This window comes from Variovorax sp. Varisp41 (assembly GCF_047325085.1).
In the GTDB taxonomy this organism is placed as follows: domain Bacteria; phylum Pseudomonadota; class Gammaproteobacteria; order Burkholderiales; family Burkholderiaceae_C; genus Variovorax.
The window spans coordinates 916,008-940,426 of the sequence record NZ_CP168541.1; the positions used below are offsets into that span (position 1 = coordinate 916,008).

The 24,419-nt window shown below is 68.8% G+C and carries 20 protein-coding genes; 12 read left to right on the forward strand and 8 right to left on the reverse strand.

The annotated features are described in order from the left end of the window. The first annotated feature begins 12 nt into the window (after positions 1-12). From ACEN9J_RS35470 to ACEN9J_RS35485, 4 genes are read left to right on the forward strand one after another with little or no spacing between them, the layout of a single operon-like run. Positions 13-1,206, forward strand: coding sequence for an efflux RND transporter periplasmic adaptor subunit (locus tag ACEN9J_RS35470; protein ID WP_413765687.1), 1,194 nt, complete (start codon positions 13-15; stop codon positions 1,204-1,206). Beyond that, positions 1,203-4,409, forward strand: a complete 3,207-nt coding sequence (locus ACEN9J_RS35475; protein ID WP_413765688.1) for an efflux RND transporter permease subunit — start codon at positions 1,203-1,205, stop codon at positions 4,407-4,409. The genes ACEN9J_RS35470 and ACEN9J_RS35475 overlap by 4 nt, the downstream gene beginning before the upstream one ends. Then, the gene (locus tag ACEN9J_RS35480) at positions 4,406-5,923 is read left to right on the forward strand and encodes an efflux transporter outer membrane subunit (protein ID WP_413765689.1); all 1,518 of its coding nucleotides are present in this window, start codon (positions 4,406-4,408) and stop codon (positions 5,921-5,923) included. The genes ACEN9J_RS35475 and ACEN9J_RS35480 overlap by 4 nt, the downstream gene beginning before the upstream one ends. Before the next feature lie 7 nt (positions 5,924-5,930). After that, positions 5,931-7,019, forward strand: coding sequence for an NADH:flavin oxidoreductase (locus ACEN9J_RS35485; RefSeq protein ID WP_413765690.1), 1,089 nt, complete (start codon positions 5,931-5,933; stop codon positions 7,017-7,019). A 15-nt stretch (positions 7,020-7,034) separates the two neighbouring features. Here the strand turns inward: ACEN9J_RS35485 and ACEN9J_RS35490 are convergent, their stop codons facing one another. Together ACEN9J_RS35490 and ACEN9J_RS35495 are read right to left on the reverse strand one after the other, a co-directional pair. Then, positions 7,035-7,946 (reverse strand): LysR family transcriptional regulator, encoded by a 912-nt coding sequence (locus ACEN9J_RS35490; protein ID WP_261206069.1) that lies wholly within the window; start codon positions 7,944-7,946, stop codon positions 7,035-7,037. 23 nt (positions 7,947-7,969) lie between these two features. Continuing rightward, positions 7,970-8,914 (reverse strand): LysR family transcriptional regulator, encoded by a 945-nt coding sequence (locus ACEN9J_RS35495; protein WP_064262131.1) that lies wholly within the window; start codon positions 8,912-8,914, stop codon positions 7,970-7,972. 205 nt (positions 8,915-9,119) lie between these two features. Between ACEN9J_RS35495 and ACEN9J_RS35500 the strand changes: the two genes are divergently transcribed. Then, positions 9,120-9,491: a DsrE family protein gene (locus ACEN9J_RS35500; protein ID WP_261206070.1), complete on the forward strand. Its 372-nt coding sequence runs from the start codon at positions 9,120-9,122 to the stop codon at positions 9,489-9,491. 33 nt (positions 9,492-9,524) lie between these two features. Here the strand turns inward: ACEN9J_RS35500 and ACEN9J_RS35505 are convergent, their stop codons facing one another. Next, positions 9,525-10,424 (reverse strand): LysR family transcriptional regulator, encoded by a 900-nt coding sequence (locus ACEN9J_RS35505; protein WP_057589893.1) that lies wholly within the window; start codon positions 10,422-10,424, stop codon positions 9,525-9,527. 130 nt (positions 10,425-10,554) lie between these two features. Between ACEN9J_RS35505 and ACEN9J_RS35510 the strand changes: the two genes are divergently transcribed. Next, positions 10,555-11,490: a pyridoxamine 5'-phosphate oxidase family protein gene (locus ACEN9J_RS35510; protein WP_057589894.1), complete on the forward strand. Its 936-nt coding sequence runs from the start codon at positions 10,555-10,557 to the stop codon at positions 11,488-11,490. 2 nt (positions 11,491-11,492) lie between these two features. After that, on the forward strand, positions 11,493-12,449 hold the full coding sequence (locus ACEN9J_RS35515; protein WP_413765691.1) for a PDR/VanB family oxidoreductase: 957 nt from the start codon (positions 11,493-11,495) through the stop codon (positions 12,447-12,449). Positions 12,450-12,453: 4 nt separating this feature from the next. Here ACEN9J_RS35515 and ACEN9J_RS35520 read toward each other — a convergent pair whose 3' ends face one another. Continuing rightward, positions 12,454-13,335, reverse strand: coding sequence for a LysR substrate-binding domain-containing protein (locus ACEN9J_RS35520; protein ID WP_296740192.1), 882 nt, complete (start codon positions 13,333-13,335; stop codon positions 12,454-12,456). 499 nt (positions 13,336-13,834) lie between these two features. Here ACEN9J_RS35520 and ACEN9J_RS35525 point away from each other — a divergent pair, with 499 nt between their 5' ends. The 5 genes from ACEN9J_RS35525 to ACEN9J_RS35545 all read left to right on the forward strand — a co-directional run bounded on the left by ACEN9J_RS35525 (position 13,835) and on the right by ACEN9J_RS35545 (position 19,224). Further along, positions 13,835-14,851, forward strand: coding sequence for an amino acid ABC transporter substrate-binding protein (locus ACEN9J_RS35525; RefSeq protein ID WP_057589897.1), 1,017 nt, complete (start codon positions 13,835-13,837; stop codon positions 14,849-14,851). A gap of 62 nt (positions 14,852-14,913) precedes the next feature. Then, positions 14,914-16,104, forward strand: coding sequence for an amino acid ABC transporter permease (locus ACEN9J_RS35530; RefSeq protein WP_261206075.1), 1,191 nt, complete (start codon positions 14,914-14,916; stop codon positions 16,102-16,104). 1 nt (position 16,105) lies between these two features. Further along, complete coding sequence (locus tag ACEN9J_RS35535) at positions 16,106-17,212, forward strand: amino acid ABC transporter permease (protein ID WP_413765692.1); 1,107 nt, start codon at positions 16,106-16,108, stop codon at positions 17,210-17,212. A 33-nt stretch (positions 17,213-17,245) separates the two neighbouring features. Then, positions 17,246-17,986, forward strand: coding sequence for an amino acid ABC transporter ATP-binding protein (locus ACEN9J_RS35540; protein WP_314733625.1), 741 nt, complete (start codon positions 17,246-17,248; stop codon positions 17,984-17,986). A 35-nt stretch (positions 17,987-18,021) separates the two neighbouring features. Next, positions 18,022-19,224, forward strand: a complete 1,203-nt coding sequence (locus ACEN9J_RS35545; protein ID WP_413765693.1) for a trans-sulfuration enzyme family protein — start codon at positions 18,022-18,024, stop codon at positions 19,222-19,224. Positions 19,225-19,374: 150 nt separating this feature from the next. On the opposite strand, the gene ACEN9J_RS35550 is transcribed toward ACEN9J_RS35545, so the two are convergent. From ACEN9J_RS35550 to ACEN9J_RS35565, 4 genes are all read right to left on the reverse strand, one after another. After that, positions 19,375-21,405: a gamma-glutamyltransferase family protein gene (locus ACEN9J_RS35550; RefSeq protein WP_296740183.1), complete on the reverse strand. Its 2,031-nt coding sequence runs from the start codon at positions 21,403-21,405 to the stop codon at positions 19,375-19,377. Positions 21,406-21,722: 317 nt separating this feature from the next. After that, positions 21,723-22,676 (reverse strand): sugar kinase, encoded by a 954-nt coding sequence (locus tag ACEN9J_RS35555; RefSeq protein WP_413764684.1) that lies wholly within the window; start codon positions 22,674-22,676, stop codon positions 21,723-21,725. Beyond that, the gene (locus tag ACEN9J_RS35560) at positions 22,663-23,313 is read right to left on the reverse strand and encodes an RraA family protein (RefSeq protein WP_057589904.1); all 651 of its coding nucleotides are present in this window, start codon (positions 23,311-23,313) and stop codon (positions 22,663-22,665) included. The genes ACEN9J_RS35555 and ACEN9J_RS35560 overlap by 14 nt, the downstream gene beginning before the upstream one ends. 114 nt (positions 23,314-23,427) lie before the next feature. After that, a complete protein-coding gene (locus tag ACEN9J_RS35565; RefSeq protein ID WP_413764685.1) occupies positions 23,428-24,411 on the reverse strand; it encodes a TRAP transporter substrate-binding protein in 984 nt (327 codons plus the stop codon). Positions 24,412-24,419: the final 8 nt, after the last annotated feature.

Consider the following 24,419-nt stretch of genomic DNA (forward strand, 5'->3'; position numbering starts at 1 on the left):
CGAGCAACTCGCATGAATCCCCTCCAGAAGCATCCCCTCGCGGCCATCGTGGCCGCGATCGCGGTGGCCGGCGCGGGCAGCGTTCTTTGGAAGCATGGCTCCGAAGCGCATGCCGCGCCCGCCACCGCGGCTCCCACCATCAAGTACCGGCCGGCCCAGCAGCGATCGGTGTCCGACTCGCAGGACTACACGGGACGGCTCGAAGCCGTCGACCTCGTGGACATCCGCCCCAAGGTGCCCGGCACGCTGCTGGCCGTGCATTTCAAGCCCGGCCAGCATGTGCGCCAGGGCGAACTGCTGTTCACCATCGACCCCGCGCCCTACGAGGTCCAGGTGCGCCAGGCGCAGGCCGCCGTGGCGGGCGCCGAGGAACGGCAACGCCTCGCCGACCTCGAGCAGGCGCGCGCACGGCGGCTGCTCGAATCGGACTCGATCGCGCGCCGGGAATTCGATGCGCTCGACAACGCGGCGCGCGCGGCGGCCGCATCGCTCCAGGGCGCGCAGGCTTCGCTGGCCCAGGCCCGGCTGCAGCTCGACTACACGCAGGTGCGGGCACCGATCGCGGGCCGCATCTCGCGAGCGGAGATCACCGCGGGCAACGTGGTGGGCGCGGGCGGCGAGGCGGTGCCGCTCACGCGCATCGTCTCCGACGGCAAGCTCTACGCCGCCTTCAACGTCGACGAGCAGAGCTACCTGCGGCTCATCGCGCCGTCGCTGCGCGCGGGCGCGCAGCCGACGGTCGCGGTCGGCCTCGCGAGCGACGACGGCTTTCCCCACGCGGCCGCCATCGAGGCGCTCGACAACCAGATGGACACCCGCTCGGGCACGGTGCGCGTGCGCGCGCGCATCGACCGCGTGGGCCCCGACATGCTCCCGGGCCTGCAGGCGCGCATCCGGCTGCAGGGCGGCCTGCCCTACGAGGCCGTGACGGTCGACGATGCGGTGGTCGGCACCGACCAGGACCGCAAGTACGTGCTGGTCGTCGATGCGCAGAACAAGGTCGAGCGCCGCTTCGTCGAGCTCGGCACGCTGCACGGCCGCGATCGCGTGCTGCGCAGCGGCGTCGCGCCCGGCGCCAGGGTGATCGTGGACGGCGCGTTCCGCGCGCCGCCGGGCACCGCGGTGTCGGCCGAGGCCGCCGAGCCATCGGCGGTGCCGGATGCGCCGACCGCGTCCGCGCGCGCCGTCGACGGGGGCCGGTCGTGAACATCTCGAAGTTCTTCATCGACCGCCCGATCTTCGCGGGCGTCCTGTCCGCGCTGATCCTGCTCGCAGGGATCGTCGCGGCCTTCCACATGCCGGTCTCGGAGTACCCGCAGGTCATTCCGCCCTCGGTCGTCGTGCATGCGCAGTACCCGGGCGCCAACGCCAAGACCATCGCCGAGACGGTGGCGGCGCCGCTCGAGCAGTCCATCAACGGCGTGGAGGACATGCTCTACATGGACTCCAAGGCCAGCGGCGACGGCCACCTCTACCTGACGGCGACCTTCAAGCTCGGCACCGATCCGGACCGGGCCCAGCAGCTGGTGCAGACGCGCGTGTCGCAGGCCCAGCCGCGGCTGCCGGAGGACGTGCAGCGCCTGGGCGTCACGGCCATCAAGAACTCGCCGATCATCACCATCGCCGTGCACATGGTCTCGCCGAACGGGACCTACGACAACAACTACATCAGCAACTACGCCATCCTCCACGTGAAGGATCGGCTGGCCCGCATCGCGGGCGTGGGCGACGTGGTGGTGTGGGGCCCGGGCGGCTATGCCATGCGCGTGTGGCTCGATCCGGCCGCGCTGGCCGAGCGCGGGCTCGGCGCGAGCGACGTGGCGGCCGCGATCCGGCGCCAGAACATCCAGGCCGCGGTCGGCACCATCGGCAGCTCGCCCGCGTCTCCCGACACCGCCTTCCAGCTCAACGTCAACGCCGACGGGCGCCTCAAGTCGCCCGAGGAGTTCAAGGGCATCGTCATCAAGTCCGACGCCAACGGCGCGATCACGCGCCTGGGCGACGTGGCGCGCGTGGAGCTGGGCGCCGAGGACTACGGCATCCGCGCCACCCTGGACAACGCGCCCGCCGTCGCGGTGGCCGTACAGGAAGCGCCGGGCGCGAACTCGCTGCAGATCTCGCGCGAGGTGCACCGCGCCATGAAGGAACTCGAGAAGGAGTTCCCGCAGGACGTGGTCTACCGCGTCGTCTACGAGCCCAGCCGCGCCGTCCAGTCCGGCATCGACGCCGTGATCGAGACCCTGCTGGAGTCGGTGGCGCTGGTCGTGCTGGTGGTGTTCCTCTTCCTGCAGACCTGGCGCGCCTCGATCATTCCGCTGCTCGCGGTGCCGGTCTCGATCGTCGGCACCTTCGGCTTCCTGCTGCTGGCCGGCTACTCCATCAACACGCTGTCGCTGTTCGGCCTGGTGGTCGCGATCGGCATCGTGGTCGACGACGCGATCGTGGTGGTCGAGAACGTGGAGCGCAACATCGCGCGCGGCCTGGGCCCGCGCGAGGCCACCTACCAGGCGATGCGCGAGGTCAGCGGGCCCATCGTCGCCATCGCGCTCACGCTGTCGGCGGTGTTCCTGCCGCTGGCCTTCCTGAGCGGCCTGACCGGCGAGTTCTACAAGCAGTTCGCGGTCACCATCGCGATCTCCACCCTGATCTCGGCGGTGAACTCGCTGACGCTGTCGCCGGCGCTGTCGGCGCTGCTGCTCAAGGGCCACGGCGACGCGCCCGACGCGGTGACGCGCGTGACGCAACGGCTGTTCGGCCGCTTCTTCGCGCGCTTCAACCGCCGCTTCGACCGCGCCTCCGAAGGCTACGGCAGCGGCATCGGCCGCCTGCTGCGGCACAAGGGCGCGCTGCTCGTCGTCTACGCGGGCCTGCTCGGCGCGACCTGGTGGCTCACCGGCCACGTGCCGGGCGGCTTCGTGCCCGCGCAGGACAAGGAGTACCTGGTCAGCCTCGCGCAACTGCCCGAGGGTTCGACGCTCGATCGCACCGAGGCGACCATGAAGCAGATGAACGACATCGCGCTCAAGCATCCCGCCGTGATGGGGACCTCGAGCTACAGCGGCCTCTCGATCAACGGCGTGACGAAGAGCTCGAGCACCGCGCTGACCTTCGTGCTGCTGAAGCCCTTCAAGGAACGGCCCGGGATCAGCGCCGAGCAGGTGGTGGCCGACCTGAGCCGCGAGTACGCCGGCATCGGCCATGCCTACACCGGCGTCTTCCCGCCGCCGCCGGTCTACGGACTGGGCACGCTCGGCGGCTTCAAGCTGCAGATCGAGGACCGCGCGGACCTGGGCTACGAGGCGCTCTACAAGGCGACCCAGGCCTTCGTCAAGAAGGCCTCCGAGGCACCGGAGCTCGCCTCCATCTACTCGACCTACACGGTCAACGTGCCGCAGCTCAAGGTCGACATCGACCGCGCCAAGGCACAGCAACTGGGTGTCGATACGCCGGCGGTGTTCAACACGCTGCAGTCCTTCCTGGGTGCGTACTACGTCAACGACTTCAACTTCCTGGGCCGCGTGTACCAGGTGCGGATGCAGGCCGACGCCAGGTTCCGCTCCAGGCCCGACGACATCGGCCAGCTGCACGTGCGCAGCGAGTCGGGCCGCATGGTTCCGCTCGCCTCGCTGGCGAGGATCAGCCAGACCTACGGGCCCGACCAGGTGGTGCGCTACAACGGCTTCACGGCCGCCGACGTCAACGGCGCCCCGGCGCCCGGCTATTCCTCGGGCCAGGCGATGGCCGCGATCCAGCGGATCGCGGCCGAGACGCTGCCGCCGGGCATGAGCTACGAATGGACCGACCTGACCTACCAGCAGATCATCGCGGGCAACAGCGCGGCCTGGATCCTTCCGCTGTGCGTGCTGCTGGTGTTCCTGGTGCTGGCGGCCCAGTACGAGAGCCTCACGCTGCCGCTGGCCATCATCCTGATCATCCCGATGAGCATCTTCTCGGCGCTGCTCGGCGTGTGGCTCACCCGGGGCGACAACAACATCTTCACGCAGATCGGGCTGATCGTGCTCGTCGGGCTGGCGTCGAAGAACGCGATCCTGATCGTCGAGTTCGCGCGCGAGCTCGAGATGGCGGGCCTGTCGACCGCGAAGGCCGTGATCGAGGCCTGCCGCCTGCGGCTGCGCCCGATCCTGATGACCTCGCTCGCCTTCGTGATGGGCGTCATCCCGCTGGTCGCGTCGACCGGCGCGGGCGCGGAGATGCGCCAGGCGATGGGCATCTCGGTGTTCTTCGGGATGATCGGCGTCACGCTGTTCGGCCTGTTCCTCACGCCGCAGTTCTATGCGCTCGTCAGGTCGCTCGGCAGGGGCAGGCCGCTGCACGCGGCGGCGCATCACGAGGCGCCGGCGCTCGCCGCGCGCCATCTCGAACCCATGCAACCGGAGGGCCGCGCATGAGCCGCTTCATCCCCACACGGAACCTGCTGGCGACGGCAGCCATCGCCTTCCTGCTGTCGGCATGCTCGCTCGCGCCCGCCGAGCAGCGCCCCGGCATCGACATCCCCGCGAGCTACCGACAGTCCGGTGCGCCTTCCGGCGTGACGCCGGCGGAAGAACCCGGCCGCTGGAAGCCGGCCGAACCCGCCGACCACCAGGCGCCCTCGCCCTGGTGGGGCGTCTTCGGCGACCCCGTGCTGGTGCAGCTCGAGGAGGAAGCGCTGCAGGCGAATCCCGACGTGGCGATCGCGATGGCACGGCTGAAGCAGGCGCGCGCGCTGACCTCGCGCAGCGAGTCGGAACGCTTCCCCGAGATCGACGCGGGCTTCGGCCCGACCCGCCAGCGCGGCACGGGCGCGGCCGCGGCCGCGGGGCGCGGAGACGGCTCGCCGGGCAGCACGCAGACGTTGTGGCGCGCCCAGGCTTCCGTGGCCTACGAGGTCGACGTCTTCGGCCGCGTCGCCTCGGGCATCGCCGCCGCGCGGGCCGACGAGGCGCGGCAACGCGCGCTGGCGCACCAGATGCTGCTGCTGGTGCAGGCCGAGGTCGCCGGCACCTACTTCGGCCTGCGTCAGCTGGAGGGCGAGCTGCGCCTGCTGGCCGACACCGTGGCCTTGCGCGAGGACGCCGCGGCGCTGCTCGAGCGCCAGCTCGGCGCGGGCGCCGTGGCGCGCCACGTCGTCGACCAGGCGAGGACCGAACTGTTCACGGCGCGCGCCGAGCACCTGGCGGTGGCGCAGCAGCACGCGCAGGCCTCGCACGCGCTGGCCATCCTGCTCGGCAAGGCGCCGGCGAGCTTCTCGCTCGCCGCGAAGCCGCTGGAAGCCACCGTCGTGCAGCTGCCGCCGGGCCTGCCCTCTGCCCTGCTCGAGCGCCGGCCCGACATCGCGGCCGCCGAGCGCGCCATGGCCGCGGAGAACGCACGCATCGGCGTGGCGAAGGCCGCGTACTTTCCCTCGCTCGCGCTGACCGGTTCGCTCGGCTACGAATCGGCCGCGCTCGGCAACCTCGGCAACTGGACGCAGCGCACCTTCCTGCTGGGTCCGCTCGCGGGCACGATGCTGAGCCTGCCGCTGTTCGACGGCGGACGCCGCGAGGCCGAGCTCGACCGCGCCCGCGGCGCCTACGAGGAGAGCGTGGCGCAGTACCGCAAGACGGTGCTGCAGGCCTTCCGCGAGGTCGAGGATGCGCTGGTCGCGATGCGGACCCTCGATGCGCGCATCGCCCAGCAGCGCGAGGCCGATGCATCGGCCGCGCGCGTGGCCCGGTCCGCGAGGGCGCGCTTCGACGAAGGCGACACCGACTACCTGGCGGTGGTCGACGCACAGCGCACGCGCCTGCGCAACCGGCAATCGCTGATCCAGTCCGAAGGCGCGCGCGCACGCGCGAGCGTCGACCTCGTGCGCGCGCTCGGCGGCGGCTGGGAAGCCACCGGCAGCGCGGCGCATGTTCGTTCCACACCCTCCTCGTCCTGAAGATTCCATGTCCCATTCGAAACTCTTCGAGCCGCTCAGCTTGCTGCACGGCCCGCCGATGCGCAACCGCTTCATGCTGGCGCCGCTCACCAACCAGCAAAGCGAGGTCGGCGGTGCCGCCTCCGAATTCGACCAGGACTGGATCGCGCAGCTCGCGCGCGGCGGCTACGCCCTGATCCAGACCTGCGCCACGACCGTCGAGGCCGGCGGCATCGCCTTCGCGCGGCAACTGGGCATCCACAGCGACGCCCATCTGCCGGGCCTGCGCCGCATGGCCGACGCGATGCGCGAAGGCGGCGCGCTGTCCGCGGTGCAACTGCACCACGCGGGCCATCGCGCCAATCCGCGGCTGGGCGGCATTCCAGCGCCGGCTTCCGGCGACACCCTGCCTGGCATCGATGCGTTGACGACCGAGGAAGTCGAACGGATCCGCGACAGCTTCATCGCGGCCGCGCAACGCGCCGAGCTTGCGGGCTTCGACGGCGTCGCGGTGCATGGCGCCTTCGGCTGGATCCTCTCGGAGTTCATGTCGCCGCTGCTCAACGACCGCACGGACCGCTATGGCGGCAGCGTCGAGAACCGCGCCCGCCTCACGCTCGAGGTGATCGAGGGCATCCGCCGCGCCTGCGGCCCCGCGTTCCAGATCGGCTGGCGCCTGTCGATCGAGCGCTACGGGCTGCGGCTCGAAGAACTGCGCGACGTCACCGCCGACATCCTCGAGCGCGAGCTGATCGACTACCTCGACCTCGCGCTGTGGGATTCGGCCCAGGTCGTGCAGCAGGGCACGTTCCAGGGCCGCACCATGCTCAGCGTCTTCACCGGGCTGCCGCGCCGTGGCGTGCGCGTGGGAGCGGCGGGCCGGATCATGAGCGCCCGGCGCGCGGCCGAGCTGCTCGACGAGGGCTGCGACTTCGTGCTGGTCGGCCGGGCCGGCATCCTGCAGCGCGACTTTCCGCTGCGGGTGATGGAGAACCCGCTGTACGACAGTCCGAGGCTGCCGGTGACCGCCGGCTACCTGCGCGCGGGCGGCTTGAGCGAACGCTTCATCGAGCACATGCGCGGCTGGCCGCACTTCGTCCACCCGGCGAGCCCCTGAGCCCGGGCGCGGGGACTATCCCTGGTGCATGGCCGGATGGCTCTTGAAGAGATCGGCCGCCCAGTCCACGAACACCCGCACCTTGTTCGACAGATGCCGGTTCTGCGGAAACACCACGTGGATCGGCATCGGGTCGTTGCTCCAGTCCTCGAGCACGGGCACGAGACGGCCGTCCTCGATCATGGGCCGAAGCAGGAACTCCGCCATCTGCACGATGCCCAGCCCCGACAGGCCCGCGGCCGTGTACGCATAGCTGTCGTTCAGCGCGATCCGCCCGGGCAGCACGAGCTGCACGCGCTCGCCGCCGCGCGTGAAGTCCCAGTGGAACATCTCGCCCGTGCGCGCGGAGAAGTAGTTGACGCAGCGATGCCGCGCCAAGTCGTCCGGATGCAGCGGACGGCCATGGCGCTCGAGGTAGGCCGGCGAGGCGCAGGTGGTGTAGTGCATGGCCCCGACGCGGCGCGCGATCAGGCTCGAGTCCTCGAGCGCTCCGCCGCGCACCGCGCAATCCACGCCCTCCTCGATCAGGTCCACGGGCCGGTCGCTGCAACCCAGCTCCAGGTGGATGTCGGGATAGCGTGCGAAGAAGTCGGGCAGCGCGGGGATGATCACCAGGCTGGCCAGGCCGGTCGGGGCGTCGACGCGCAGGCGCCCCGAGGGACTGCGCCGCGTGCGCGACAGCGATTCGTCGGCCTCGCGCACATCCGACAGGATGCGCAGGCACCGCTCGTGGTAGGCCGCGCCGTCGGCGGTCACGCTGACCTTGCGCGTGGTCCGGTGCAGCAGCTTCGTCGCGAGCGAGGACTCCAGCGCCTGGATCAGCGTCGAGACCGTCGCCTTGGGCAGCTTCAGGTGCTCGGCCGCGCGCGTGAAGCTGCCCGTGTCGACCACCTGCACGAAGACCTCGATCGCCTGCAGCTTGTTCATCGCTCGCCCTGCCCCGCCGCCCGTCATGCGAGGAACGCGCGGGTGCCCGCGGCCTGCTGGAGGATCCAGTTGCAGAAGCTGCTCACCTCGGGACGGCCGGCCGCGTTCGGGTTGACGATCATCCAGTAGGCGCCCGGGCCCGCGGTGCGGTACGCCTCGCCGAACACCTCGCGCAATTCGTTGCGCCCCAGCAGGTCGGCCACCAGCGGCAGCCGGGCCAGCGCCAGCGCGTGGCCGGCCACCGCGGCCTGCACCTGCTGGTAGGTGAAGTTCAGGTGCATCCAGTTGCGCGGCTCGAGCTCGGCGTGGTTGTGGATGCGCAGCCAATGCCGCCAGCTCGCGAGGCCGGCCGAGGCATAGGCGTCGTCCTCCTCGACCAGCGTGTGCCGCGCGAGGTCGCCGACGCTCTTCAGCGGCGGCGCATCGCCGAGCTCGATCTGCCGCGCGAAGGCCGCGCTCATGACCGGCGTCAGCGCCTCGTTGAACAGCCGCGTGGCACCGGCGGGCGCGAGCTTCGGCGCGCAGTAGCGCAGGAACACGTCCGTGTCGGGACTCTCGATCGGCGCCATCGCATCGCTCGACGACACGCGGATGTCGATCTCGGTGTGCTCGCGCTGGAACTGCTCCAGCCTCGGCAACAGCCACAGCGAAGTGAACGAGGCGAAGGTGCTGACGGTGACGCGCGCCTTGGCGCTCGGCGAGCGGATCTGGCGCACGGCCTCGTCGAGGCGGTCGAGCATCGGGAACAGCGCCTTGACCAGCACCCGGCCCTCGGCGCTCAGCTCGACCGAGCGCGTGCTGCGCGCCAGCAGCGTCGCGCCGATGTCGCTCTCGAGTGCCTGGATCTTGCGGCTGACGGCCGATTGCGTGAGGTGGAGTTCGGCCGCCGCGGCATTGAAGTTGAGATGCCTGGCGACCGCGGCAAAGGCGCGCAGGGGTCCGATCGATAGCGGTCTTTGACGGTCCATGGAAAGAGTGATGGCACCGCGTCGCGAGACGGACCGGCGCATGCGGGACTCTACGCAAGAACACCGCGCCGGGTGCGACGCGCGGCGCAATTGTGAGTTGCGTTCGCCGATGCATCGAATCGATGGTCCAAACCTAAGATCGACTTCGCCAGCCCGAACTACGGGCTGTCTTCTCGATTCAATGCAACCGATTCAAGGTCTTTCAATGAAATTCGCCATCTTCGTTTTCTCCGATCCCAAGGCCGGGGAAGAAGCCGTGGGACGCCTCTTCAATGCGCTCGCGACCGCCTACGACTTCAAGCAGCGCCACGTCGAAGTCGCCATCTATTTCCAGGGCACCGGCACGCGCTGGGCCGGCGTGGTCGGCAATGCCGACCATCCGGTGCATGGACTCTACAAGGCCGTCGAGGACAAGGTCGCGGGCGTGTCCTGCGGCTGCGCCGACGTCTTCGGTGCGCGCGAGGACGCCATCAAGAACGGCTTCGAACTGCTGAGCGGCAACGACGTGCCGGGCACTTCCGGACTGCCGAGCATCGGCGCCCTCGCGGCCGACGGCTTCACCATCCTGACCTTCTGATCGATCGATTCGAACTCGCCGCGCCCGGGAGTCCTAGAGCGCGGCGAGTTCGCGGCGCAATCTCGGTCCGACCAGGTCGATGAAGCTTCGCACCCTGGACGAGCCGAAGCGGCTCTCGCGGTGCAGCAGGTGGATCGGCAGCGAGCCGCTCGCGTAGTCGGCCAGGATCGCGCGCAATTCGCCGCTGCGGACCTTGTCGGCCACCTGGTAGCACGGCAGGTTCACGATGCCGATGCCGCGCACGGCCGCGTCGATGGCGGCATCGCTGCCGATGACATCGAGGACCGGCTTGAGCTTGACCGAGATCGCGCTGTCCTTCGACCTGAACTTCCACACCGCCACCTGGGCCGACACCTCCGCGGCCACGATCCTGTGCTTCTGCAGGTCCATCGGATGCGCCGGCTCGCCGTGCTTCTCCAGGTAGGCCGGCGAGGCATAGCTGAGCCTGCGCACCTGGCCGACCTTGAGCGCCTTCATGCCCGAGTCGGGCAGCTCGGCGATGCGGATGGCCACGTCGAAACCCTCGTCGATCAGGTTCACGGTGCGATCGAGAAAGATCGCCGAGATCTCCATCTCGGGATAGAGCGCGAGGTATTCCTTGATCAGCGGAATGATGAAGAGCCGGCCGAACACCGTCGGCGCGGTGATCCGCAACTGGCCGCGCGCGACGACGTTGGCGCCGATCACCGAGGCCTCGGCGCGATCGACCAGCTGCAGCACCGCGCGCGAATCCTCGAGGTACCGCTGCCCGCTCTCGGTGAGCGCCAGGCCCCGGGTGTTGCGCTGGAAGAAGGCGACGCCCATCTTCGATTCGAGGTGGTTGATGGCGCGCATGGCCGCGGCGGCCGAGATGTCGAGCCGCCGCGCACCGCCGGCCAGGCTTCGTTCCTCGCCGACGGCGACGAACACCGTCATCAAATGAATGTCGTCCATGTCACCACCATCTTTCCGGCTCGACCGCCCTGCGTCGCGCGCAATTATCAATTGCGGTCCGCTTCCTTTCGGGTCGCCGCGTCGATCGGCACAATTTTTTTCCAATGACCGTTCTCGAAAGCATCGACCCATGACGACCAGCGACACCCTGTTCCACGAAGGCGAATTGATGGCCCAGCGCAATGCGGGCGAGAGGGACATCGCCGAGCGCAACGGCGCCACCGTGGGCCGCACCATCGTCCGGGGCGCCCTGCCCTTCGTGCGCCAGCAGAAGACGGCCTACGCGGCCAGCCTGGACCGCAACGGACAGGTGTGGGCCTCGATCCTGCTGGGCGAGCCGGGCTTCCTGGCCCCCAGCGACGACGCCGCCGCGCTGTCGGTCGACCTGGGCAAGGTCGCGCGGCTCGATGCCGATCCCTTCTGGGAGAACATCCGGCACGATGCGCGCATCGGCCTGCTGCTGCTGGAGCCGCAGAGCCGGCGCCGTTTGAAGATCAACGGCGAGGCCCATCTGGAGAGCGATCGGCTCGAGGTCCAGGTGACCAAGTCCTTCCCCATTTGCCCGCGCTACATCCATCGGCGCGAAATCACGCTCCCGCACCCTGGCGAAGCGGCGCCGTCCTCGACCGCCAGCCATGGCCATGAACTGGGCCCCGAGCAACTCGCGCTCATCGGCGACGCCGACACCTTCTTCCTCGCATCGGCGCACGCCACGCGCGGCGCGGACTGCTCGCACCGCGGGGGGCCGCGCGGCTTCGTGCGGCATGCGGGCGATGGCGTGCTGAGGATTCCCGACTACAACGGCAACAGCATGTTCAACAGCTTCGGGAATTTCCTGCTGAACCCGCAGGCGGGCCTGGCCTTTCCCGACTACGAGCGGCGCCGCGTGCTGCAGCTGGCCGGCACGGTCGAGATGATGTGGAACCAGTCCGATCCCGCGGGCCTCACGGGCGGCACAGGAAGATTCTGGGAGTTCAGGACCTCGCACTGGATCGAGAGCGAGCTGCCGGCGACGCTGCAGGCGAAGTTCATCGAGTTCTCGCCCTTTCTGCCGAAGGTGGACTGAACATGCGACTCACCGTGACGAAGACCGAGGCGCTGGCCGCCGGCGTGCGCCTCATCCGATTGCAGCATCCCGCCAACGAACGCCTTCCCGGCTTCGATGCCGGCGCGCACATCGAACTGGGATTCGAAGTCGATGGGCAAAGCCTGCTGCGCAAGTATTCGCTGGTCTCCGACACCGGAGCGCTCGACCACTACGAGATTGCGGTGAAGCGCAACGACAGCGGCCGCGGCGGCTCGCGCTTCCTGCACGACGTGCTGGCCGTTGGCGACACGGTGGAAGTGTCCACGCCGGTCAATGCCTTCGGCATCGCGCCTGCCGCCAGCCACCACCTGCTGATCGCCGGCGGTATCGGCATCACGCCGATGCTCGGCATTGCATCGGCGCTGAAGCAGCGCGGTGCTTCGTACGAACTGCACTATGCGGCCAGGCACGAGCGGGAAATGGCCTTTCGCGACCGGCTGCTCGACGAGGGGCACGACCAGCTGTTCCTCTACGCGACGCGACAAGGAGAATCCCCGCGGCGCATCGATGTGCAGGGGCTGCTGCAGCCTCGCTCTCGCGACGAGGGCGTGCACTTCCATGTCTGCGGCCCGGCGAAGCTCATCGACGATGTGCGGCTGGCGGCCACGGCCCTCGGCATTGCGTCGTCGCGCATCCACTTCGAGAGCTTCGGGCCCGCGTGGAGCGCCACCGACACGAAAGTCCGGCTCGCATTGACCGAATCGGGCCTCGAACTCGAAGCCTCGCCGGGAACCACCTTGCTCGACGCGGTCGAGGCCGCGGGCGCGTGGATCCCCTCGGACTGCAGGCGCGGCGAATGCGGCGCCTGCATCGTGAGCTACGGCGGCGGCGCGCCGATCCACCGGGACAACTGCCTGACCCCGCAGCAGCGCACGCATTCGCTGTGCCTGTGCGTGTCCTGGGCCGAGCCGGGCGACGCGCTCGTGCTGCGGGCCTGAACCCTCAGTTCAACGCCTCGCGGCCGCGCAGGCGGTGCACGAGCAGCTCGACGAACTCGCGGGCCCGCGGCGATTCCCAGCGGTCCCGCTCGCAGACGACATGGATCGGCCACGGCGGTTCCTCGTGGTCCGCCAGCACGATCGCCAGGCGCCCGGCCTCCCGGTGGGCGGCGATCTGGTAGGAGAGCAGCTGCGCGATCCCGCTGCCGCGCACGACGGCCTCGATGGCCGCATCGTTGGTCCCGACGATCAGCCGGGGCGCGAGCCGCAGCGCGAGGTCCGCATCGCCCGAGCGAAACCGCCATTCGTTCCCCGGCGACAGGGGCGCGGCCGAGACGATCGCATGCCGGGCGAGTTCGGAGGGATCACGCGGCGTGCCATGCGCCTTCAGGTAGTCGGGCGATGCGCACAGCACGCGCCGCACCTGCCCCACGCGGATGGCCTTGAGCCCGGTGTCGGCCAGAAAGCCGATGCGTATCGCGACATCCATCCCCTCCTCGCGGAGGTCGACGATGCGATCGAGGAAATAGCCGGAGATGCTCATGCGCGGAAAGCGCCCCAGGTACTCCTCGATGCACGGCATCACGTGCGAGATGCCGAACAGCGCGGGCGCGGTGACGTTGAGGTGTCCCTGCACGGCGCTGCTCACGCCACGGGCCGTCTCGGCCGCATCGGCGAGCTTCGCGAGGATGAGCTTCACGTCTTCCAGGTAACGATGGCCGACGTCGGTGAGCCTGACGCTGCGCGTGGTGCGCAGGATGAGCTTCACGCCCAGGTGCTCTTCGAGAGCGGCGATCGCGCGCGTGACGGCCGGCGCCGACATGCCCAGATGCCGCGCCGCGGCCGCGAAATTCTGCGCTTCGGCCACCGCGAGAAACACGGTCATCAGGTGCGCGCGATCCACTGCGGTTGCTACGGTTGTGGGGTCTGGATGGGGAAGGGCCGGAGCATTCTACGTTTGGGTTTCGCGGCTTCCCCTGGCCATCGGCGCCAGCCGGGCATCGCCGATCCCCGCTGAGGAACTCGTTTTTCTAGTTTCCCAATAAGGAAACAAAAAAGCCAGATCGCGCCAACGGCGGCGGGACACCGAACGCATGACCGACGCCTGGGATTGTTCAGCCTCCAGAACAATCTGCCCCGTATTTCGCCGCGGAAGAACAGTTTGCGGCCCCGTGACCCGGCTGCTAGCATTCGTTTCCCATCAGGAAACTTTTGTCATGTCGCGAGCCACGAGCTCCAGCCCATGCCAACCTGATCTTGCCGGCCGGAAGCAGCCTGCAAGGCGCCCCGCCGCACGCATACCGCGCCAACCGCGGCGATGGGCAGGTGTCCCGTCGGACACAGGTATTCCATCCCCAAAAAAGAAACCGTCTTAGGAGACAAGCATGAAAGCCATGAGAACCGCAGCCTGCGCGCTGCTCGCCCTGGCCGCCATCGGCACGGCCGGTGCCGGCACGACGTTCGACACCGTCAAGAAGCGCGGCACCGTCCAGTGCGGCGTCTCGACCAACCTGCCGGGCTTCGCGTTCACGGACAGCAAGGGCGAGTGGCAGGGCATCGATGCCGACACCTGCCGGGCCATCGCGGTGGCCATGTTCGGCGATGCATCGAAGGCGCGGTTCACGCCGCTCACCACGCAGGCCCGCTTCACCGCGCTGCAGTCGAGCGAGGTGGACGTGCTGACCCGCAACACGACCCAGTCGCTCACGCGCGACACCACGCTGGGACTGATCGGCGTGGGGGTCAACTACTACGACAGCCAGGGGATCATGGTGAAGAAGGACCTCGGCGTCGCAAGCGCGAAGAAGCTCAACGGCGCCACCATCTGCGTGCTGCCGGGAACGACCACCGAGCTGAACCTGGCCGACTGGTTCCGCGGCGCGAAGATGGAGTTCAAGCCCGTGGTCCTCGACAAGGCCGACGAGATCCTGCGTGCCTTCGCCGCCGGGCGTTGCGACGGCATCAGCATGGACAAGTCGCAGCTCGCACTGGCGCGGATCAATCTCGGCAATCCCGACAACTTCGTGATCCTGCCCGAGGCGCTGTCGAAGGAGCCGCTGGGCCCGATGGTCCGCCAGGGCGACGAGGCCTGGTTCAACGTGGTGCGCTGGTCGCTCAATGTGCTGCTGGAAGCCGAGGAGTACGGCCTGAGCTCGAAGAACGTCGACGAGGCGCTCAAGAGCCCGTCGCCGGGCATCCAGCGCATGCTCGGCGTGACGCCCGGCATGGGGAAGAACCTCGGCATCGACGACAAGTGGGCCTACCGGATCGTCAAGCAGGTCGGCAACTACGGCGAGGTGTTCGACCGCAGCCTGGGCATGGCCAGCCCCATGAAGCTGGAGCGGGGCCTGAACGCGCCCTACACCAAGGGCGGGCTGATGTACGGCTGGCCGATCCGCTGAGGCCGGCGGCGGCGCACGCGCCGCCGCGATGTCCGCGTCTTCCGAACCTCTTCCACGCAGCCATGCCCTCCCACCACACACTTGCACCGCCCACGCGCCGGCCCCGGCGCTTCAGCTGGACCGATCCCTCCACGCGCGCCCTGGCCTGCCAGGCGGCGGCCATCGCGGCCGTCGCGCTGGTCGCCTGGTTCCTGGTGTCCAACACGCTCCACAACCTCGCCTCGAGGAACATCTCCACCGGCTTCGGCTTCCTCGGGCGCGAAGCCGGCTTCGCGATCGGGGAGAGCACCATCGCCTACACGCCGGCCGACTCCTATGCGCGGGCCATCGGCGTGGGCGCGCTCAACACCCTGCGCGTGGCGCTGATCGGCATCGTGGCCGCCACGCTGCTCGGCACATTGATCGGCATCGCGCGGCTGTCCGGCAACTGGCTGATCGCGAAGCTCTCGGCGCTGTACGTCGAGCTGGTGCGCAACGTCCCGCTGCTGCTGCAACTGCTGCTCTGGTATGCGCTGATCACCGAGAACATGCCCGGGCCGCGGCAGGCGCACCATCCGCTGCCGGGCGTCTTCCTCTCGAACCGCGGCCTGAAGGTACCGACGCTCGAAGGCAGCTCGGTCGACTGGATGCTCGGTGGCGCGGCGCTCGCGCTGGTGCTGGCGCTGCTGCTCGCGCACTGGGGCGAAAAGCGCAGGGAAGCCAGCGGCCGGGAATTCCCGTCCGGGCGCGTGGCCACGGCCCTGCTGCTCGGCCTGCCGCTGGCCGGCTGGCTGCTGGGGGGCGCCTCGCTGTCGCTGAACCTGCCCGAGCTCCGGGGCTTCAGCTTCGAGGGCGGCGCCACGCTGTCGCCGGAACTCGCGGCGCTGCTGGCGGGCCTCGTGTTCTACACCACCGCCTTCATCGCCGAGATCGTGCGCTCGGGCATCCAGGCCGTCGGCAGCGGCCAATGGGAGGCCGCGCGCTCGCTGGGCCTGCGCCGCTCGCGCATCCTGCGGCTGGTGGTGCTGCCGCAGGCGGTCCGGGTGATGGTGCCGCCCGTCACGAGCCAGTACCTCAACCTGGTCAAGAACAGCTCGCTCGCGGTGGCCATCGGCTATCCCGACCTGGTGTCGGTGGTCAACACGACGCTCAACCAGACGGGGCAGGCCATCGAGGGCATCCTGATCATCATGGGCGCCTACCTCACGGTGAGCCTGTCGATCTCCTGCTTCATGAATGCCTACAACAAGCGCATGTCGCTGGTGGAGCGCTGACATGAACGGCATCGCATCGCCCGCGCGGCATCTGGACATCGCGCCGCCGCGCCCGCCCCGGGGCGGCCCGCTCGCCTGGCTCCAGCGGCGCTTCTTCGTCTCGCCCGCCAGCGTGGTCGCGACCGTGCTGCTCGCCTGGCTGCTGCTGATGGCCGTTCCGGCGCTCGTCGACTGGGGCTGGATCCAGGCGAACTTCAGCGCCACCAGCGGCCAGGAATGCCATCGCTCGCACGGTGCGTGCTGGGCTTTCATCGCCGAGAAGCACCGCCTGATCCTCTTCGGCACCTACCCCCACGACGAGCAGTGGCGGCCGCTGGTCGCCACCTGCCTGCTGATCGGCCTGATCGTCTGCAGCGGTATCCGCCGGTTCTGGAACCTCGCATTGCCGGCGATGTGGGTGCTGGGCCTGTCGACCGTGGCCGTGCTCATGTGGGGCGGCGTGCCGGGGCTGGTCTACGTGGAGAACGTGCGCTGGGGTGGCCTGCCGCTGACGCTCATCCTCTCGACCTTCGGCATCGCATTGGCCTTCCCGCTCGGCGTGCTGCTCGCCCTCGGGCGGCGTTCGCGCATGCCGGTCATCAAGGCGCTGTGCGTCGTCTACATCGAGCTGATCCGCGGCGTGCCGCTCATCAGCCTGCTGTTCATGTCGTCGGTCATGCTGCCGCTGTTCCTGCCCGAGGGCTTCGCCATCGACAAGCTGCTGCGCGCGCAGATCGCGATCGTCATGTTCGCCGCCGCCTACATCGCGGAGACCGTGCGCGGCGGCCTGCAGTCGGTGCCCAAGGGGCAGTACGAGGGCGCCGATTCGATCGGCCTGGGCTACTGGCAGCAGATGCGCGCGATCGTGCTGCCGCAAGCCCTGAAGATCGTGATCCCGCCGCTGGTCAGCACCTTCATCGCGCTGTTCAAGGACACCTCCCTCGTCGTGATCATCGGGATCTTCGACCTGACGCTGGCCGCGAAGGCCGCGCTGGCGGATGCCGCGTGGACCGGCTTCGGCATGGAGGCCTACCTGTTCATCGCGGCCATCTACTTCGTCTTCTGCTTCGCCATGTCGCGCTACAGCCAGGCCCTGGAACGGCGCCTGGCGACGGGCCACCGGGCCTAGAAGCGACCGCCCCGCACTCCAAGGATTCCAGACATGAAAGAACCCATCATCCGCCTGCAAGGCGTCAACAAGTGGTACGGAGAATTCCACGTGCTGCGCAACATCGACCTCGAGGTCGCGCGCGGCGAACGCATCGTCGTCTGCGGTCCCTCGGGGTCGGGCAAGTCCACGATGATCCGCTGCCTGAACCGGCTCGAGGCGCACCAGCAGGGACGCATCGTGGTCGACGGCACCGAGCTGACCGACGACCTGCGGCGCATCGAGGCCATTCGGCGCGACGTGGGCATGGTGTTCCAGCACTTCAACCTGTTCCCCCACCTCACGGTGCTGGAGAACCTCGTCCTGGGGCCGACCTGGGTGCTCAAGAGGCCACGCGCCGAAGCCGAGGCCGATGCGATGAAGTACCTCGAGCGGGTGCGCATCCCCGAACAGGCGAGGAAATTCCCCGGCCAGCTCTCGGGCGGGCAACAGCAGCGCGTGGCGATCGCGCGCTCGCTGTGCATGAAGCCCAAGATCATGCTGTTCGACGAACCCACCTCCGCGCTCGACCCCGAGATGGTCAAGGAGGTGCTGGACGTCATGGTGAACCTGGCGCAGGAAAGCGGCATGACCATGCTGTGCGTCACCCACGAGATGAACTTCGCGCGCAAGGTCGCCGACCGCGTGATCTTCATGGACCGCGGCGAAATCATCGAGCAGGGAAGGCCCGAGGATTTCTTCGGCAATCCGCGCAACGAACGCACGCGCGCGTTCCTGGGCCAGATCCTGCACTGACGGCTTCCACCACTTTTCGGACATCGGAGAATCGGATGACAAGAGAACTCGATCAGGCCCCGGGATTCCAGACCCGCGCCATCCATCACGGCTACGGCTCGCAAGACCCCTACGGGGCCGTCTCGCCGCCGATCTACATGACGTCGACCTTCGCGTTCGACTCGAATGCCGAGGCCGAAGCCATCTTCGCCGGCGAGAGCGACCTCTACGTCTACGGGCGGCAGCACAACCCGACGCAGGATCTTCTGGAGAGGAGGCTGGCCAACCTCGAGGGTGCGCAGGCCGCGGTCGCCACCGCCTCGGGCATGGCCGCGATCAACGCGGTGTTCCTCAGTCTCCTGGGCAGCGGCGACGAGATCGTCGTTCACCACACGATCTATGCCACGGCAACCACGCTGATCGACGAAGGCCTGCCCCGCCTGGGCATCAAGGTGACCAAGGTCGATCTGTCGTCGCCCGCGGAGCTGGCCGCAGCGATCACGGCGAAGACGAAGCTCGTGTACTTCGAGACGCCGATCAATCCGACCGGAGAGGTGCTCGACATCGAGGCCATCTCGAAGATCGCGAAGGCCGCCGGCGTGCGGGTCGTGGTCGATTCGACCTTCGCCTCCCCGGCCCTGCAGCGCCCCTTGGCCCATGGCGCCGATCTGGTGGTGCACTCGCTGACCAAATACATCAACGGGCACGGCGATCTGCTCGGCGGCATCGTGGTGGGTGACCTGCCGACCATGAACAGGGTCCGCGGCGTCGGCCTGAAGTACATGACCGGCGCTTCCCTTTCGCCGATGCTCTGCTTCCTGGTCCTGCGCGGTCTCAAGACCCTGAAGCTGCGCATGCGACAGCACGGCGAGAACGCGCTGGCGATCGCGCGGATGCTGGCGGCCCATCCGGCGGTCGAAGTCGTGCGCTATCCCTTCCTCGAAGACAGCCCGGGGCACGAGATCGCGCGCCGGCAGATGCTGCATGGCAGCGGCATGCTGTCCTTCGACCTGAAGACGGGATACGACGGCGCGATCCGGATGATCGATCGCCTGCGCCTGATCTCGCGCGCGATCAGCCTTGGCGATACCGAGTCGCTGATCACGAGCCCCGGCGCCCTGATGCGCGCGCGACAGAAGATCGCGCCGGATGCCCGCCTGAGCGCCGGCGTCACCTTCGACCTGATACGCCTCTCCGTGGGGCTGGAGGATGTCGAGGACCTCATCGCCGATCTGAAGCAGGCGCTCGACGCGCCCTGATCTCCCGGGCGACCCGTGCCGCGCATGCGGCCCGCGATGCTGCGGAACTTCAAGGGCGTCTCGGACCCGCCGGAACGAGGAGCGACGGCCGCACGCTGGCATGGCCGTCGGCGCGGCGAGCGGGCGGAAGGAGTTCCGCCCGTTCGACGCTCAAGGCTTGAAACTGTCGCCGAGCACGACGCCCTCGCGCCGCGGATCGGTCCCGCCCGCCAGCACGGGTACGCCGTTGCGCTGCACCCGCATGACGGTGTTGACGCCGCTGGCCTGCGCGCTGGTGGAGATCTTGTGCTTCAGCGCGATCAGTCCCTGGATCAGCGGATCGTTGGCACCGCCATTGGACGTGTCGATGTTCGGATGCTCGCCGCCCAGCGTGGTCGTCGCGCTGTTGCTGGCGCCGAAGTCGACCAGGTTCGATGCCTGCTGCGCATCGAGCCCCCAGTCCAGTGCGCCCACCAGCGTCTTGACGACGTACTGCGGGATGGTGCCGCCACCCGGCGAGCCCGTCGCCATCACGAAGTCGCCCTTCGAACCATCGGGCGCCATGCCGAAGACCAGTGTCGGTGCCATCGAGCTGCGCGGCCGCTTGCCCGGGGCCACCCGGTTCGCGATCGGGTCGCCGTTGCCGTCGGTCGGCGCGGCGGAGAAGTCCGTCAGCTGGTTGTTGAGCAGGAAGCCGTTGGTCATGTGGAACGACCCCATGCTCGACTCCACGGTGGTCGTGGCCGTGAGCGCATTCCCCTCGCCGTCCACGATGGTGAACTGGTTGGTGCCGTGCTCGACCAGGTTGTCGACGCCCAGCGGGATCGGCCCGAGGTTGCCGGCGACCGCGGTTCCCATGCTGGCGCCGAAGTTGATCAGGCCCGCACGGCTGGTCAGATAGGGCTTGTTGAGCAGCGTGTCCCAGGTGCCGCCGGGCAGCGGCACGAAGTCCGTGTCGGCCACGTACTTGTCGCGGTCGGCATAGGCCAGGCGCTCCGCCTCGCTGACCAGGTGCACGCCCATCACGGTCGGCTTGCCGCCTTCCAGGTCGAGCGTTGCCGGCTTGTAGAGGGAGAGGTTGAAGTTCTCCAGGATCCCCATGGCCGATGCCACGGTGATACCGCCCGAAGTCGGAGGCGGCGCGCCGCAGATCCAGTAGGCACGATAGGTCGTGCACACGGGCTCGCGGCGCTTCACCTGGTAGCCGGCCAGGTCGGCCAGCGTGGTCTTGCCCGGCGTCATCACGTCGCCATTGGCGTCGACGGACGTGGCGATCTTGGCCACGATGTCCTGGCCGATCTGGCCCGTGTAGATGGCATCCGCGCCGTTGTTCGCCATGGCCGTCAGCGAGCGTGCATAGGCCGGGTTCTTCAGCAGGGTTCCCAAGGCCTTGGGCGTGCCGTCGTCGTTGAAGAAGTAGGCCTTGGCCTCGGCATCGCGCTTGAGGCTGGTGGCGTTCGAGGAGATGGCGTCGGCCAGTCGGCCGCCGATCTTGAAGCCATTGGTGGCCAGCGAGATCCCGTCGCCGAAAAGATCCTTCCAGGCAAGCTTGCCATGGTCCTTCTGCACGGCCTCGATCAGCCGCGGCACGCCGATGGTGCCGATCGAACGGCCGCTGGCGCGGGCGCTGGGCTTTGGCGTCGTCTTGTCGGTCGTGTCGTCGATGTAGCGCAGGTAGTTCTGCGTCGCGGCCGCGGGCGCCGATTCGCGGCCATCGTAGGCCACGGTCTTCTTCGTGGCCGCATCGTAGTAGACGATGAAGCCGCCCGATCCCAGGCCCGTCGCCTCGGGCACCGTGAGCCCGAGCACGGCCTGCACCGCCACCGCGGCATCCGCCGCCGTGCCGCCCTTCTGGAGGACCGCGCAACCCGCGGCGCTGGCCAGCGCATTGGACGTCGACACCATGAACTTCTTTGCATAGACCGTCTTCAGTCCGGTCCGGTATCCCGAGGCGGCTTCGGGCAGCGAGGGGTCACCGGGAAGATTGGACCCGACCACGACGCCCGCGCCGTCGCTGGTCAATGCCTGGCAACTCGTGTCGGCCGCGGGGGGCGAGGGAGGAGGTGCGGCCGAATTGCCACCGCTTCCCGCCGAAGGCAGGAATGCGAAGCCACCACCGCCACCGCCCCCACCGCATGCGACGAGAACAGTGGCGGCGACGATGGATGGAACCAGTGTGGAGAGAACGAGTCTTTTCTTCATGTTGTGATTGATCGAGGGATGAGTGATTCAATTCGTCGCGACACACGCTCGCCTGCACATTGCATGCCAATTCAATTGAAGCGAAAGCGTTAATTGCGCACCGACATTGTGCGCAACGATCCCTCATTCACAGTCCATGCAAATCCCGATCTCCAATTGATGTAAAGAATTGAATTTCTAATTCACAGCTAATAGAAGTTTGATAGCCGTCGTCCAATGGGTCGATCGCGAACGCGGGCTCGTTCGAAGATCGAGCGACGGCATGCGAGATGCGCAGGGACGCCAGGAACCTCGTCGAGCTTCTCGCGCGTGGCCCGTTACTTTCGATCGGGCGCAGCCGCCAGCAAGCCTCGCACCTCCTCCGGCCGCGGTATCGGCGCCACCGCGCCGAAGCCCGTGGTCGTGAGCGCCGCCGCCGCATTGGCATAGCGCACCGCCTGCGCGATCGCGTCGCCCGCGGCCAGCCGCGCGAGCAGCGAGCCCGCGAAGCAGTCGCCGGCGCCGGTCGCATCGACCGCCCGCACCGCATGGCCCGCGATGCGCTCGCGCGACGAGGGCGTGGCGAGCACCGCGCCGGCCTTGCCGAGCTTCAGCACCACGGTGCGCGCGCCGGCCTCGAAGCACCAGTCGAGGATGGCGTCTTCGCCGTCGAGGCCGGTGAACTGCTGCGCATCCTCGATGCTCGGCAGGAACAGGTCCGACAGGCCCACGGTCTCGCGGATCACGGCGCGGGCGCGCGCCAGCGGCCAGAGCTTGAGCCGCAGGTTGGCGTCGTAGCTGACCTGCACGCCCGTCGCGCGCGCGATGGCGATGGCCTCGAACACGGTGTCGCAGGCGCTCGCGCTGATGGCCTGGCTGATGCCCGACACATGGAGGAAGCGCGCGCCCTCGATGGCGCCGCGCGACAACCCGGCCGGCACCATGCGGCTGGCGGCGCTGCCGGCGCGCAGATAGCTGAAGGCATGGCCGTCGCCGTCGTGCGTGACGAAGTACACCGCGGTCGGCGCCTGCGCATCGCGCGCCACGCCGTCGGTGGCCACGCCCTCGGCGCGCCAGAGTTCCATCAGCGCATCGCCCCAGGTGTCGCTGCCCACGCGCGTGAGGTAGGCGGTGCGCGCACCCTGCCGGGCGGCGGCGATGATGGCGTTCGAGGTGTCGCCGCCGAAGCCCTGCAGGTAGCCGGGCTCGCCGGGACGGACCTGGTTGAACTCCACCATCGGCTCGCCGAGCGCGACGATCTGCACCGCGCCGGTGGCTTCAGATGCGGCCATATTTCGCCAGCCCCTTGCGCAGCGAGCGCTCGGCCACGATCAATTTGGCCTGCTCGAGCTCGCGCTGGTCGATCTCCTGCGCCATCGCGAGCACGGCCTCGGCGTGGGCGAGCGGCACGATCACCACACCGTCGATGTCGGCCACCACGATGTCGCCCGGGTGCACCATCACGCCGCCGATCATGGTCGGCACGCCCGAGCTCAGGGTCTTGTGGCGGCCCAGCGTGGTGCCCGGCGAGACGCTGCGCGCGAACACCGGGAAGTCGTAGTCGCGGCGGATCTCGGCGATGTCGCGCACGCCGCCGTCGAGCAGCGCACCCGCGTGGCGGTTGGCGAAGGCGCCCGCGGTCATCAGGCCGCCCCAGACGGCGACGTCGCTCTCGCCGCCGATGCCGATGCAGATCACGCTGCCCTCGGGCGCCTCGTCGATCAGGTCGAGCGCATGCTGCGGCGGCACGAACTCGTCGGTCGGCACCTCGATCACGGTGGCGGCCGGGCCGACCACGCGCCTGTCGTTGATGCGCGGCTTGATCTCGTGGTCGAGGTAGCCGCGCTTGCCGGTGACCTTGTCGACGGCATCGGCGACCGAGGCGGTGGCGACCTTCTCGAAGGCGGCGATCAGTTGCTGGGTGTCCATGAATCTCTCTCCTTGTATATGGGGCAATGGGCTGGAAGACGGAAAACGGCGGGCAGGCTCCCGCCCGCCCTCCTCGCGGAGGGCGGCAGAAAAACGAATCGGGGGTTCAGGCGCTCACTGCGCGGCCTTGGCGATCTCCTCGCGCGCCTGCTTCATCAGTGCGGCGCCGATCTGCTCGGTGAACTTCTCGTGCACGGGCTTGACCTTCTCGCGCATGCGGTTGGCCTCGGCGGCCGGCAGGTCGACCACCTGCAGGCCGTGCTTCTTCATCTGGTCGACCAGCTTGCGCGTTTCCTCGCGGTTGATCTGCCATTGGTAGGTGCCGGCATCGACGGCCGCCTTGCGCACCACGTCGCGATCGGCCTCGGAGAGCTTGTCGAACCACTTCTTGCTCGCCAGCACGATGTAGGGCGTGTAGCTGTGGGCGCTCAGGGTCAGGTATTTCTGCACTTCGTAGAACTTGCCCGACTCGATCAGGCCCAGGCCGTTCTCCTGCGCGTCGACCGACCGGGTCTCGAGCGCGCCATAGAGCTCGGTGTAGGGCAGCGGCAGCGGGTTGGCGCCCAGGGCCTTGAAGGTCTCGATGTAGACCGGGTTCGGGATCACGCGGATCTTCAGGCCCGCGATGTCCTCGAGCTTGTTGACCGGGCGGCGCGAATTGGTGAGATGGCGAAAGCCGTTCTCCCAGTAGGCCAGGCCCACCAGGCCATGGGCCTCGAGCTTCTGGAACAGCGACTGGCCGACCGGGCCGTCGAGCAGCGAGTCGGCCTCCTTGAAGCTGGAGACCAGGAACGGCAGGTCGAGCAGCGCGTATTCCTTGACCACGCCGACCAGGCCCGAGGTCGGGCCGACCATGAGCTCCTGCACGCCGCCCTGCAGCGCCGACTGCATCTGCGCGTCGGTGCCGAGCTTGCCGCTGCCGTAGGTGTTGACGTTGATGCGGCCGCCGGTGCGCGTCTTCACCAGTTCGGAAAAGCGCTTGGCCGCCAGGCCCTGCGAGTTGTCGTCGCTGGCGCCGTAGCCGAACTTGCCGGCCTGCGCATGGGCCAGGCCGAGCGCGGCGGTGGCGGCCAGCGCGACGATGATCTTCTTCAGCATGTCTCTTG

Excerpts from the sequence above, each read along its gene's own strand:
- ACEN9J_RS35490 (WP_261206069.1), bottom strand. The coding sequence starts at position 7,946 with ATGAACAAGCTGCAGGCGATCGAGGTCTTCGTGCAGGTGGTCGACACG.
- ACEN9J_RS35565 (WP_413764685.1), bottom strand. The coding sequence starts at position 24,411 with ATGCTGAAGAAGATCATCGTCGCGCTGGCCGCCACCGCCGCGCTCGGC.
- ACEN9J_RS35520 (WP_296740192.1), bottom strand. The coding sequence starts at position 13,335 with ATGACCGTGTTTCTCGCGGTGGCCGAAGCGCAGAATTTCGCGGCCGCG.
- ACEN9J_RS35525 (WP_057589897.1), top strand. The coding sequence starts at position 13,835 with ATGAAAGCCATGAGAACCGCAGCCTGCGCGCTGCTCGCCCTGGCCGCC.
- ACEN9J_RS35480 (WP_413765689.1), top strand. The coding sequence starts at position 4,406 with ATGAGCCGCTTCATCCCCACACGGAACCTGCTGGCGACGGCAGCCATC.
- ACEN9J_RS35560 (WP_057589904.1), bottom strand. The coding sequence starts at position 23,313 with ATGGACACCCAGCAACTGATCGCCGCCTTCGAGAAGGTCGCCACCGCC.
- ACEN9J_RS35530 (WP_261206075.1), top strand. The coding sequence starts at position 14,914 with ATGCCCTCCCACCACACACTTGCACCGCCCACGCGCCGGCCCCGGCGC.
- ACEN9J_RS35540 (WP_314733625.1), top strand. The coding sequence starts at position 17,246 with ATGAAAGAACCCATCATCCGCCTGCAAGGCGTCAACAAGTGGTACGGA.
- ACEN9J_RS35495 (WP_064262131.1), bottom strand. The coding sequence starts at position 8,914 with ATGGACCGTCAAAGACCGCTATCGATCGGACCCCTGCGCGCCTTTGCC.
- ACEN9J_RS35500 (WP_261206070.1), top strand. The coding sequence starts at position 9,120 with ATGAAATTCGCCATCTTCGTTTTCTCCGATCCCAAGGCCGGGGAAGAA.
- ACEN9J_RS35555 (WP_413764684.1), bottom strand. The coding sequence starts at position 22,676 with ATGGCCGCATCTGAAGCCACCGGCGCGGTGCAGATCGTCGCGCTCGGC.
- ACEN9J_RS35535 (WP_413765692.1), top strand. The coding sequence starts at position 16,106 with ATGAACGGCATCGCATCGCCCGCGCGGCATCTGGACATCGCGCCGCCG.
- ACEN9J_RS35470 (WP_413765687.1), top strand. The coding sequence starts at position 13 with ATGAATCCCCTCCAGAAGCATCCCCTCGCGGCCATCGTGGCCGCGATC.
- ACEN9J_RS35505 (WP_057589893.1), bottom strand. The coding sequence starts at position 10,424 with ATGGACGACATTCATTTGATGACGGTGTTCGTCGCCGTCGGCGAGGAA.
- ACEN9J_RS35510 (WP_057589894.1), top strand. The coding sequence starts at position 10,555 with ATGACGACCAGCGACACCCTGTTCCACGAAGGCGAATTGATGGCCCAG.
- ACEN9J_RS35515 (WP_413765691.1), top strand. The coding sequence starts at position 11,493 with ATGCGACTCACCGTGACGAAGACCGAGGCGCTGGCCGCCGGCGTGCGC.
- ACEN9J_RS35485 (WP_413765690.1), top strand. The coding sequence starts at position 5,931 with ATGTCCCATTCGAAACTCTTCGAGCCGCTCAGCTTGCTGCACGGCCCG.
- ACEN9J_RS35550 (WP_296740183.1), bottom strand. The coding sequence starts at position 21,405 with ATGAAGAAAAGACTCGTTCTCTCCACACTGGTTCCATCCATCGTCGCC.
- ACEN9J_RS35545 (WP_413765693.1), top strand. The coding sequence starts at position 18,022 with ATGACAAGAGAACTCGATCAGGCCCCGGGATTCCAGACCCGCGCCATC.